Below are 10,746 nucleotides of genomic sequence, written 5' to 3'. Positions count from 1 at the left end.
TGGCCGACGCCGTCGCGCTGTCCGCGGCGGCGGTCGCCAGCCCGCTGGCCGGCGACGTCGATCTGGACATCTACCGGCGGCTCGCGCCGGTCATCGAGGTGGAGGGACCACATGCTCACCCCGACCGCTGAGATCGTCAACCCCGCGGCCATCGCCGGCCGGGGGGTCGGCGCGTTCAACGTGATCCAGCTCGAGCACGCGCAGGCGCTGGTGGCCGGTGCGGAGGCGGCCGGCGCGCCGGTGGTGCTCCAGCTCAGCGAGAACGCGGTCCGCTACCACGGCCGGCTGGAACCGTTGGCGCGGGCGGTGTTGGCCATCGCCCGCACGTCCTCGACGCCGGTCGCGGTGCACCTGGACCACGCCACCGACGTCGCGCTGGTGCACGAGGCGATCGAGCTCGGCTTCGGCTCGGTCATGTACGACGGGTCCACGATGTCCTATCCGGACAACGTGGCGACCACGACGGCCGTGGTGGCGCACTGTCACGCCCGTTCGGTGTGGGTGGAGGCCGAGCTCGGCGAGGTGGGCGGCAAGAACGGCGTGCACGCGCCGGGCGCGCGCACCGACCCGGCCCAGGCACGGTCCTTTGTGGATGCCACCGGGGTGGACGCGCTCGCGGTCGCGGTCGGCACCTCGCACGCGATGCTGCGCCAGGACGCGCGGGTCGACCACGACCTCATCGCGGCGCTGCGCGCGGCGGTCCCGGTGCCACTGGTGCTGCACGGCTCCTCCGGCGTGCCGGACGACGACCTGCGCCTGGCGATCGCCAGCGGCATGACGAAGATCAACATCGCCACTCAGCTGAACAAGGTGTTCACCGCCGCCGTCCGCGCGTTTCTCGCGCAGGACCCGCAGGTCGTGGACACCCGCAAGTACCTCGGCGCGGCCAGGGACGCGGTCGCCGCCGAGGTCACCCGCCTGCTGGGAGTCCTGGCCTAGCCCATACATGCCATCTCGGCTATATTGCCCACGTGGCATCTACATTCGAGGTCCTGGCCGAGCCGCGCCGCCGGGAGATCCTCGACCTCCTGCGCGATGGTGAGCGCCCGGTCGGCGAGCTGGTCGACCGGCTGGCGCTGAGCCAACCCACGGTGTCCAAGCACCTCAAGGCGCTGCGCGGCGCGGGCCTGGTCGAGGTGCGCCGGGACGCGCAGCGGCGCTGGTACCGGCTGCGCCTGGAACCGTTGGTGGAGCTGGACACCTGGCTCGCGCCCTACCATCGAATGTGGACGTCCAGTTTGGACGCACTGGAAGAACACCTTGACCAGATGGAGGAACCCGATGAGTGAGCGCGCGACCATACGCACGATCGAGGGCCAGGCGGTGTTGCGCCTCGAACGCGGGCTGCGCCACTCGCCGGCCAAGGTGTGGCGCGCGGTGACCGAGCCGGCCGAGCTGGCCAACTGGTTCCCGGCGACCGTCGAGGTCGAGCTCCGGGCAGGCGCGCCGATGCGCTTCACGTTCCCGGACGAGGCGGTGGTCGACGGCGCCTGGGACGGCGAGGTGCTCGAGGCCGACGCGCCGAGGGTGTTCATGTTCCGCTGGAACCAGGACGTGCTGCGCTTCGAGCTGATCCCCGACGGCGACGGCTGCCGGCTGGTGTTCACCCACACCCTCGGCGGCGACTGGGTCGGCCGCCTTGGCGCCGGGCGCACCGCCGCCGGCTGGGACACCTGCCTGGCGATCCTGACCGCCGGCCTCGACGGCCGCGAGCCCGCGCCGCCGGCGCACTGGCTGACCCCGATGGAGCGCTACATCGAGGAGTTCGGCCTCGCCGAGGGCACGGTCACCCCGACCGAGGACGGGTTCGCGCTGCGCTTCGCCCGCGACCTGGTCTGGAAGCCGCCCGCCGAGGTGTGGTCGCTGCTCACCGGCGGGACCGAACCCACCGGCGAGCCACCGGCACCGGCGACCAACCCGCTCGTGCCGGCCGGCCGGCTGCGCACCGCGAACGCCCCGCACGAGCTGACCTACGAATGGCTGCACGACGGCCGGCCCGCCGGCACGGTCAGCTGGACGATCGTCGCCGACGAGACGCTCGGCGTCCGGGTCGAGGTGACCCAGACCGTGCCGGCCGACCTGGCCGACCTGCGTGCCACCGCGCTCGCCGGCTGGCAGGCGCGGCTGGAGCAGTTCTTCGCCGCGAGCGCCGGCGAGGACCGCCCCTGGCCGGCGGACCGGGCCGAGGAGCTGGTCAAGCACTACACGGCGACGCTCTGAACCAGCAGCTCTGACTCAGCGCGCGGCCACCGCCTCCCGCCACAGCGCCAGGCCGTCGTCGATCTGCTCGGCGGTCACGATCAGCGGCGGGATCATCCGCACCACGTTGCCCGCCGCACCACAGGTGAGCAGCAACAACCCGGCCGCCGATGCCGCCTGCTGCACGCGGGCGGCCGTGGCCGGGTCGGGGTCGCCGTCCTGGTCGACGAACTCGTTGCCCAGCATCAGGCCCAGCCCGCGCACGTCACCGATGGCCGGCACGTCGGCGGCCACCTTGGCCAGGCCCTCGCGCAGCCGTGTGCCCATGTCGGCCGCGTTCTCCACCAGGTGCTCGGACTGCACGACGTCCAACGTGGCCAGCGCGGCCGCGCAGGCGACCGCGTTGCCACCGTAGGTGCCGCCCTGCGAGCCGGGCCATGCCTTGGCCATCAGCTCGGTCGGCGCGGCGATCGCCGAGATGGGGAAGCCGCTGGCCAGCCCCTTCGCGGTGATCACGACGTCCGGGCGCACGTCGAAGTGGTCGTGGCCCCAGAACCGGCCGGTGCGGCCGAAGCCGGTCTGCACCTCGTCGACCACCAGCAGGATGCCGTGCCGGTCGGCCCGCTCGCGCAGGCCGCGCAGGAACTCGCTGTTGGCCGGCACGTAGCCGCCCTCGCCCAGCACCGGCTCGACGAAGAACGCGGCCGTCTCCGCGGGGGCGGTCATCGTCTGCAGCACGTAGTCCAGCTCGCGCAGCGCGAACCGGGTGGCCTCCTGCTCGCTCCAGCCGTAGCGGTAGGCCGTGGGGAACGGCGCCACCACGACCCCGCCCATCAACGGCGCGAACCCGGCGCGGAACTTGGTCGCCGAGGTGGTCATGGACGCCGCGCCGATGGTCCGGCCGTGGAAGGACCCGTGGAAGACCACGACGTTGGGCCGCCCGGTGGCGTGCCGGGACAGCCGCAGCGCCGCCTCGACCGCCTCACTGCCGGAGTTGACGTAGAACAGCGCGTCCAGCCCCTCGGGCAGCACTGACCCGAGGCGCTCGGACAGCGTCAGCAGCGGCCGGTGCATGACCGTCGTGTACTGGCCGTGGATCAGCTTGGCCGCCTGCTCCTGCACGGCCGCGACCACCCGGGGGTGGCAGTGTCCGGTGCTGGTCACGCCGATACCGGCGGTGAAGTCCAGGTACCGGCGCCCGTCCTCGGCGTAGAGGTACACCCCCTCGCCGCGCTCGGCGAGCACCGGTGTCGCCTGCTTCAGAATCGGGGACAACGCAGCCATCAGCCCAACCTCCCGTAGATTGTCGACAATCCTACGACTGGTCGGCCGATGTGGCTAGTGACATGCCCTGAATGCCTCATTGAGGACGTTGAGCGTCCTGAATGAGGCATTCAGGGCGTTCGTCAGAAGACCACTACCGAGCGGAGTACGTCACCGGCGTGCATCTTGGTGAAGGCCTCCTCGACCTGGGTGGGGGTGATCTTCTCGGTGACGAACGCGTCCAGGTCGAGCTTGCCCTGGCGGTACAGGTCGATCAGGTACGGGAAGTCGCGGGAGGGCAGGCAGTCGCCGTACCAGCTCGACTTGAGCGAGCCGCCCCGGGAGAAGAAGTCGATCAGCGGCATCTCCAGCCGCATGTCCGGGGTCGGCACGCCGACCAGCACCAGGGTGCCGGCCAGGTCGCGGGCGTAGAAGGCCTGCTTCCAGGTCTCCGGCCGGCCGACCGCCTCGATCACCACGTCCGTGCCGAACCCGCCGGTCAGCGCCTGGACCGCCTCGACGACGTCGGTGTCGGTGGCGTTGACGGTGTGCGTCGCGCCGAACTTCCTGGCCCAGTCGAGCTTCCGGTCGTCCAGGTCGACCGCGATGATCGTGGTGGCGCCGGCGAGCGCGGCGCCGGCGACGGCCGCGCTGCCAACGCCGCCACAGCCGATCACCGCCACGCTGTCGCCCCTGGTGACCGCGCCGGTGTTCACCGCGGCGCCGATGCCCGCCATGATCCCGCAGCCGAGCAGCCCCGCCGCGGCCGCCGAGGCGTCCGGGTCGACCTTCGTGCACTGTCCACTGTGGACGAGAGTCTTCTCGGCGAACGCGCCGATGCCAAGGGCGGGGGTCAGCTCGGTGCCGTCGGTGAGGGTCATCGACTGGGTGGCGTTGAAGGTCGAGAAGCAGTACCACGGGCGGCCGCGCAGGCAGGCGCGACAGGTGCCGCACACCGCCCGCCAGTTGAGGATCACGTAGTCGCCCGGCTCGAGGTCGGTGACGCCCTCACCGACCTCCTCGACCACGCCGGCCGCCTCGTGCCCGAGCAGGAAGGGGAAGCTGTCGTTGATGCCGCCCTCGCGGTAGTGCAGGTCGGTGTGGCAGACGCCGCAGGCGTGCACCTGGACCACCGCCTCGCCGGGGCCGGGGTCGGGCACCACGATCGTCTCGACCTCGACCGGCGCCCCCTTCGACCTGGCGATGACACCGAGAACCTGCTGAGCCATGAGCCGCCCACCTTCCATGCACCGTTGCTTACCCGTACTTCTACCAGCCGGGCGGGCGCGGCGACGGGAGGCGGCCGGGTCAGTTGTTCACGAGCGGGAGCAGGTTGGGGCGCCAGACGCCGTCGTGGGCTCGGCCCGCGGTCAGGCGTTCCTCGGGGACCTGGCCGTAGGTCGTGGTGCGTTGGCGGGCGGGGCGGCCGGCGGCGTGTGCCAGGGCCTCCAGGTCGGCGATCGTCTTGTAGCTGCCGTTCTCCGAGCCGGCCATGCGGCTGATGGTCTCCTCCATCAGCGTGCCGCCGAGGTCGTTCACGCCGCCGCGGAGCACGTCGAGCACGCCGGGGTCGCCCAGCTTCACCCAGCTCGTCTGGATGTTCGAGATCCGGCCGTGCAGCAGCAGGCGGGCCAGGGCGTGCACCGCGCGGTTCTCCAGGTGGGTCGGGCCGGGGCGGGCGATGCCGGCCAGGTAGAGCGGCGCGTTGGTGTGCACGAAGGGCAGCAGCACGAACTCGGTGAAGCCACCGGACCTCGCCTGCAGGTCCCTGATCAGCTTGAGGTGGGCCACCCAGTGGCTCGGGTTGTCGACGTGGCCGTACATCATCGTCGAGGTGGTCGGCAGGCCGATCTCGTGTGCGGTCGTGACCACCTCGATCCACGCCGCGGTCGGCAGCTTGCCCTTGGTCAGGATCCAGCGCACGTCGTCGTCGAGGATCTCCGCCGCGGTGCCCGGCAGCGAGTCCACGCCGGACTCCTTGGCCGCGATCAGCCAGTCCCGGATGGACAGGTTCGTCCTGGACGCCCCGTTCACCACCTCCATCGGGGAGAAGGCGTGCACGTGCAGCTCGGGGGCCTGGCGCTTGACCTCCGCGGCGATGTCGAAGTACGCCGAGCCCGGCAGGTCGGGGTGGATGCCACCCTGCATGCACACCTCGGTCGCGCCGACCGACCACGCCTGCGACGCCCGCTGGCCGACCTGCTCGAGCGAGAGCGTGTACGCGTCGCTGTCGGTACGCCGCTGGGCGAACGCGCAGAACCGGCACCCGGTGTAACAGACGTTGGTGAAGTTGATGTTCCTGGTCACCACGTAGGTGACCTCGTCGCCGACCGCGTCCCGGCGCAGGTCGTCGGCCAGCGCGGCCAGCGCGGTGATCTCCGTGCCATCGCCGGCCGACAACAGCAGCAGCGCGTCCTCGTCGGACAGTCCACTCGGGTCGGCCTCGGCGCGCAGCAGCGCGGCGGAGAACTCCCGGCGCAGCCCGCCCGCCGGTCCGGGCGCGGTCAGCGACGGCATGGCGGCCACCTGCGAGCGCAGCGACTCCCAGTCGCCGTAGACCGAGTCGAAGTCGTCGCGCCGGTCGGCCGTGCGGCCGTCGGTGTCGATCGAGGCGTGCAGGTCGGTGCGCCCGGACGCGACCAGCGCGACCTCCGGCTCCTGCCACGGCAGGCCGGCCGGCACCCGGCCGGGAACGGCCAGGCCGGTCGCGGGGTCGGCCAGCGCGGCGACGTGCCCGGCGACCCTCGGGTCCAGCCACGGCTCGCCGCGCAGCACGTACTCCGGGTAGATCGGCAGCCGCTCGGCCAGCGTGAACCCCGACGCCGACGTGTGCTCGGCCAGCGTCTCCTCTCCCGGCCACGGCCGCTCCGGGTTCACGTGGTCCGGGGTGATCGGGGAGACCCCGCCCCAGTCGTCGATCCCCGCGCGCAGCAGCAGCTCGAACTCGCCGCCGATCAGGTTCGGCGGCGCCTGGATGCGCATCTTCGTACCGAGCACCAGCCGCGCGACCGCGACCGTGGCGGCCAGCTCGGCCACCGTCGCGTCGGCCATGCCGGCCATCGCGGTGTCCGGTTTCGCGCGGAAGTTCTGCACGATGACTTCCTGGATGCCGCCGTACTGCCGGGCGATGCCGCGGATGGCGAACAGCGAGTCGACCCGCTCGGCGAGCGTCTCGCCGATGCCGATCAGGATGCCCGTGGTGAACGGCACCGAGCTGCGGCCGGCGTCCTCGAGCACCCGCAGCCGGACCGCGGGCTCCTTGTCCGGCGAGCCGTAGTGTGGCCCGCCCTTCTCCGACCACAGCCGGGTCGCGGTGGTCTCCAGCATCATGCCCATCGACGCCGACACCGGCTTGAGGCGCTGGAAGTCGGTCCAGCTCAGCACGCCGGGGTTGAGGTGGGGCAGCACCCCGGTCTCCTCCAGCACCTTGATCGACATCGCCCGGACGTAGGAGAGGGTGTCCGGGTAGCCCGCCTCGTCCAGCCACTCCCGCGCCGCGCTCCACCGGTCCTCCGGCCGGTCGCCGAGGGTGAACAGCACCTCCGTGCAGCCGAGCTCGGCGCCCCGGCGAACGATGTCGAGCACCTCGTCCTCGCTCAGGAACGCCGATGGCACCCGGCCGGGCACGGTGGCGAACGTGCAGTAGTGACACCGGTCCCGGCAGAGCTTGGTGAGCGGCACGAAGACGCTGCGCGAGTAGGTGATCACTCCTGGCCGGCCGGCGGCCGCCAGCCCGGCGTCGCGCACCCGCGACGCCGCGGCCAGCAGCGTGTCGAGCTGCTCGCCACGCGCGTGCAGCAGCGTCTCGGCCTCGGTCCGATCCAGCGCCACCCCGTCGCCCGCCCGGCGCAGTGCCCGCCGAAGTGCCGACTCGGTCGGCACGAAACCCTCGGTCACGGGCATTCCTCCTGGCGAGCGCGCGGTCGGTAGGTCCCCAAGCTAGTGCCCATGTTCCCCGACAACCCCGATCGGTTGCCGATCATTCCGGGGCGCGCCGCCACACCCTGTCCGATTCGCTCCGCAAACGGGCCTTCGCGAAATAGACTTCGGTGCGATGTCCCCACGAAGATCCAAGACTGGACTCACCCAGCAGCAACGCCGCGCCGCCATGCGCCTGCGGCTGCTCGACGCTACCGTCGTGTGCCTTGACCGGTGCGGATACCAGGCGACCACGACCACGAAGGTCACCGAGATCGCCGGCGTGACCCGCGGCGCGCAGGTGCACCACTTCCCCACCAGAGCCGATCTGATCGCCGCGGCGATCCGCCATCTGGTGACCAAGCGCACGGAGCTGGCACTGGAGCGGCTCGACGACGTGCGCGCGGCCGACGACCCGCTGGACGCCGCGCTCGACCTGCTGTGGGACGCCCACTGCGGCCCGTACCGGTACGCGATGATCGAACTGTGGCTGGCCGCGCGGACCGACCCCGAGCTGCGCGCCCAGGTGGCCGAGGTGGAGCCGGCGGCGCGCGCGAAGCTGGTGGAGTACGTCCTGTCCGCCTTCGCCGAGCACACCGACCAGGAGCGGTTCCGCCAGGTGGTCTACACCGCCATGTTCGCCGTGCGCGGCGTGCTGCTCACCAGCCTGCCCAGCGCGGACACCACCGCGCTGGACGCCAGATGGGCCCACACCAAGGCCGATCTGCGGATGCTGATCGACGCCGTGCTCGCTCAGCCGGCCGAGCCCATCAGCGGCGCAAGATAGCCGGTCGCGAAGGCCCGCACGGCGTCGTCGGTGTCCAGCGGGATGGCGCTCTGGGGCATGAGCGTGAACGAGATCGCCAGGCGCACGAACACCTCGGCGACGCCGTCCTGGGTGCGGCCGGCCGCCGGCGGTGGCGCGTCCGGCGCCTGGCGCACGAGGAAGTCCCGCGCGGCCGCGACCACCAGGTGGCCGTTGGTCGTCAGGTAGGGCAGCAGCGCCTCCGGGTCGGAGGCGAGCAGCCGGTTGAGCAGCCGGTCGGTGCGCGCGAAGCGGACGCCGACGACGAAGCCCTCCACCAGTCGCGCGCGCGGGGTGTCCAGGTCGGCCACGGCGGCCGCGATGCTGGCGAAGAACCGCCGCGACTCCCGCACCAGCACGGCCTGGACCAGCGCGTCCTTGCCGACGAACCGGCGGTACAGGGTCGCCCGCGACACGCCGGCGCGGCGGGCGACGACGTCCACGTTGGTCCGGCGCAGGCCGTAGGTGAGGAACTCCGCCATCGCGGCGTCCACGATCGACTCGCCGACGGTGTCGGTCTCGGGGCCGTTGAGCACCAGGTCGAGCAGGTTCACCGGCCCAGGGGTCCCACCCCGGCACGCCGGTAGCCCGCGCGGGCGCGCTCGGTGTACCGGAGGCGGTAGGGCACGAAGCGCGTGGACACGCTGACCGCGCGCCGGACCTGGCGGTGCCACCGCTCGTCGCGGTCGGTCCAGCGCTCGCCGATCTGCTCGCGGACCGGCGCCGGCAGCGTGCCGACCGACAGCCACCACAGCGGTTTGGCGGACGGCTTGCGCAGCAGGCGGTAGAGCGGGGCCGGGACGAGCGGGAAGGTGGCCGGCGGCTCCTTGGCGAACTCGATCAGCCCTCTGGCGGCCGGGGTGATCACCAGTTCCTCGCGGCACATCCGGTCGAAGTAGGCGAGGAAGCTCGCCCAGTCCGGCGGCACGATCCGGTCGCTGACCCCGTAGGCGCGGAACACCCGGCGCGTCTCGGCGTACAGGTCCTCCTTGTCCGCCTCGCTCATCGGGTGGTCGAACAGGTCGATCATCTGGAACAGCGCGTCGAAGATCGTCGCGTGCGCCCAGAAGAACACCTCCGGGTCCAGCGCGTGGTAACGCCTGCCCTGACCGTCGACGCCCTTGATGTGGTTGTGGTACTCGCGGATCTGGTGTGCGGTGCCGGCCCCGTCCGGCCAGTCGAAGGTGACGCCCTGGATCTGCGGGACCGACCGGAGCACCCGCTCCCACGGCTCGTTGAAGAAGTCGGAGTGCTGCTCGACGCCGGCGCCAAGGCCGGGGTGCATCAGCTGCAGCAGACCGGCCTTGACCAGCATGAGGTAGCCGCGGGTCTCACCCGCCCACCGCCAGTGCAGTGACCCCGGTCCCGGCAGCTCGACCTCGACCCGTGCGTGCTCGCTCGTGGTCACGCCCACTCTCCCCGCTGAGTCGATGAGACATTCGTGCATCTTTGTATCACGGAGTCGTCGGGTGGGGGAACCGGAAACGGCCCTTTGGCTCTTCCCGGTGACCGATTCGCCCCTTAGCGTCATCTCATGGAGCTTGAGCTTCGGCACCTTCGGGTCGTCTGTGCCGTGGCCGAGAGCGGCAGCATCACCAAGGCCGCCGCCCGACTCGGCCTCGCTCAACCCGCCCTCACCGCGCAGCTCAACCGCATCGAGCGCACCCTGGGCGGTCCCCTGTTCCAGCGCGGGCGCGACGGCACGCGACCGACCCCGCTCGGCGAGCTGGTGCTCGACCGGGCCCGAATCCTGCTCCCGGCCGTCGAGGACCTGCGCGACACCGCGGTCCGGCTGTCGGGCACCGACCAGGCGACCATCCGCTGCCGGATCGGCTCGACGGGCAACTCGATGGTCAGCGGGCTGGTGCGGCTGCTGTCGGACGACCGGCCGGAGGCCAATGTCATCCCGCACACCTCGTGGTCGGCGCGGGAGCTGGTCGACATGGTCGCCGCCTGGCGGCTGGACTTCGCGATCGTCGGGATCTGCGGGGACATGCAGCCGCCGAGCGAGCACGGCCTCGAGTGGCGGCCCATCGCGGTCGACGCGGTCGGTGTGCTGCTGTGCGACGACCACCCGCTGGCCGGCGGGGACGAGGTCGACCTCGCCGGGCTGGCGGACGCGCGCTGGGTCGCCGCGCCGGGCGACGGCTGCTTCTCCGCGTGCTTCGCGGCCGCGTGCGCGCGGGCGGGGTTCACCCCGAAACCCATGTACGAGACCGATCTGCGGGTGTGCATGGACCTCGTGGCGGGTGGTCAGGCGGTGGCGCTGGTCCAGCCGACCTTCCGCGAGCTGTCCGACATGCGGGCCTATCCGCTGGCCGGCGCGCCGCTGCGCTGGCGGCACCTGATCGGCTGGCATCCGGAGGCGCCCGCCGACGCGGTGGCCACCAAGATGCACCAGTACGCCACGGCCGCCTACACCGACTCCCTGCGGCACTGCCCGACCTACGCCCGCTGGCTGGCCGGACATCCCCGGTTCGGCGCCACGGCGGTCTCGGCCAGCTGACCTCGGGCATAAGCCCGGCGGTATGGCCAAGCTGGTATGCCCACACCGACCGGCT

General features: G+C 72.0%; 10 protein-coding genes. 5 read left to right on the top strand and 5 right to left on the bottom strand.

The window, feature by feature from the left end; translation table 11 throughout:
• Window positions 1-111: 111 nt before the first annotated feature.
• From ACYVIP_RS14870 to ACYVIP_RS14860, 3 genes are read left to right on the top strand one after another with little or no spacing between them, the layout of a single operon-like run.
• Window positions 112-939, top strand: a complete 828-nt coding sequence (locus ACYVIP_RS14870; RefSeq protein ID WP_460396380.1) for a class II fructose-bisphosphate aldolase — start codon at window positions 112-114, stop codon at window positions 937-939.
• Between the two features lie 32 nt (window positions 940-971).
• Window positions 972-1,289 carry an ArsR/SmtB family transcription factor gene (locus tag ACYVIP_RS14865; protein WP_460396378.1) on the top strand — a complete coding sequence of 106 codons (318 nt, stop codon included), beginning with the start codon at window positions 972-974 and terminating at the stop codon, window positions 1,287-1,289.
• The gene (locus ACYVIP_RS14860; protein ID WP_460396376.1) at window positions 1,282-2,220 is read left to right on the top strand and encodes an SRPBCC family protein; all 939 of its coding nucleotides are present in this window, start codon (window positions 1,282-1,284) and stop codon (window positions 2,218-2,220) included. Before ACYVIP_RS14865 ends, ACYVIP_RS14860 begins: the two co-directional genes overlap by 8 nt.
• Window positions 2,221-2,235: 15 nt before the next feature.
• Here ACYVIP_RS14860 and ACYVIP_RS14855 read toward each other — a convergent pair whose 3' ends face one another.
• From ACYVIP_RS14855 to ACYVIP_RS14845, 3 genes are all read right to left on the bottom strand, one after another.
• Window positions 2,236-3,483 (bottom strand): aspartate aminotransferase family protein, encoded by a 1,248-nt coding sequence (locus ACYVIP_RS14855; protein ID WP_460396374.1) that lies wholly within the window; start codon window positions 3,481-3,483, stop codon window positions 2,236-2,238.
• 122 nt (window positions 3,484-3,605) lie between these two features.
• Window positions 3,606-4,691 carry an S-(hydroxymethyl)mycothiol dehydrogenase gene (locus ACYVIP_RS14850; protein ID WP_460396372.1) on the bottom strand — a complete coding sequence of 362 codons (1,086 nt, stop codon included), beginning with the start codon at window positions 4,689-4,691 and terminating at the stop codon, window positions 3,606-3,608.
• A 79-nt stretch (window positions 4,692-4,770) separates the two neighbouring features.
• Window positions 4,771-7,365, bottom strand: coding sequence for a bifunctional FO biosynthesis protein CofGH (locus tag ACYVIP_RS14845; RefSeq protein WP_460396370.1), 2,595 nt, complete (start codon window positions 7,363-7,365; stop codon window positions 4,771-4,773).
• A gap of 151 nt (window positions 7,366-7,516) precedes the next feature.
• On the opposite strand from ACYVIP_RS14845, the gene ACYVIP_RS14840 reads away from it, so the two are divergent.
• Window positions 7,517-8,167, top strand: coding sequence for a TetR/AcrR family transcriptional regulator (locus ACYVIP_RS14840; protein WP_460396368.1), 651 nt, complete (start codon window positions 7,517-7,519; stop codon window positions 8,165-8,167).
• Here ACYVIP_RS14840 and ACYVIP_RS14835 read toward each other — a convergent pair.
• Both ACYVIP_RS14835 and ACYVIP_RS14830 read right to left on the bottom strand, forming a co-directional pair.
• Window positions 8,134-8,739 carry a TetR family transcriptional regulator gene (locus ACYVIP_RS14835; RefSeq protein ID WP_460396366.1) on the bottom strand — a complete coding sequence of 202 codons (606 nt, stop codon included), beginning with the start codon at window positions 8,737-8,739 and terminating at the stop codon, window positions 8,134-8,136. The two genes, ACYVIP_RS14840 and ACYVIP_RS14835, sit on opposite strands and share 34 nt — an antisense overlap.
• Window positions 8,736-9,593, bottom strand: a complete 858-nt coding sequence (locus ACYVIP_RS14830; protein ID WP_460396364.1) for an oxygenase MpaB family protein — start codon at window positions 9,591-9,593, stop codon at window positions 8,736-8,738. The genes ACYVIP_RS14835 and ACYVIP_RS14830 overlap by 4 nt, the downstream gene beginning before the upstream one ends.
• Window positions 9,594-9,719: 126 nt before the next feature.
• On the opposite strand from ACYVIP_RS14830, the gene ACYVIP_RS14825 reads away from it, so the two are divergent.
• A complete protein-coding gene (locus ACYVIP_RS14825; protein ID WP_460396362.1) occupies window positions 9,720-10,691 on the top strand; it encodes a LysR family transcriptional regulator in 972 nt (323 codons plus the stop codon).
• The last annotated feature ends 55 nt before the right edge of the window (window positions 10,692-10,746 follow it).

The sequence above is a fragment of the Actinophytocola sediminis genome, assembly GCF_054779715.1.
Note: the sequence above shows the minus strand (reverse complement) of the source record. Positions and strands in the feature narration are given on the sequence as shown.

Excerpts from the sequence above, each read along its gene's own strand:
- ACYVIP_RS14870 (WP_460396380.1), top strand. The coding sequence starts at position 112 with ATGCTCACCCCGACCGCTGAGATCGTCAACCCCGCGGCCATCGCCGGC.
- ACYVIP_RS14860 (WP_460396376.1), top strand. The coding sequence starts at position 1,282 with ATGAGTGAGCGCGCGACCATACGCACGATCGAGGGCCAGGCGGTGTTG.
- ACYVIP_RS14855 (WP_460396374.1), bottom strand. The coding sequence starts at position 3,483 with ATGGCTGCGTTGTCCCCGATTCTGAAGCAGGCGACACCGGTGCTCGCC.
- ACYVIP_RS14850 (WP_460396372.1), bottom strand. The coding sequence starts at position 4,691 with ATGGCTCAGCAGGTTCTCGGTGTCATCGCCAGGTCGAAGGGGGCGCCG.
- ACYVIP_RS14845 (WP_460396370.1), bottom strand. The coding sequence starts at position 7,365 with ATGCCCGTGACCGAGGGTTTCGTGCCGACCGAGTCGGCACTTCGGCGG.
- ACYVIP_RS14840 (WP_460396368.1), top strand. The coding sequence starts at position 7,517 with ATGTCCCCACGAAGATCCAAGACTGGACTCACCCAGCAGCAACGCCGC.
- ACYVIP_RS14825 (WP_460396362.1), top strand. The coding sequence starts at position 9,720 with ATGGAGCTTGAGCTTCGGCACCTTCGGGTCGTCTGTGCCGTGGCCGAG.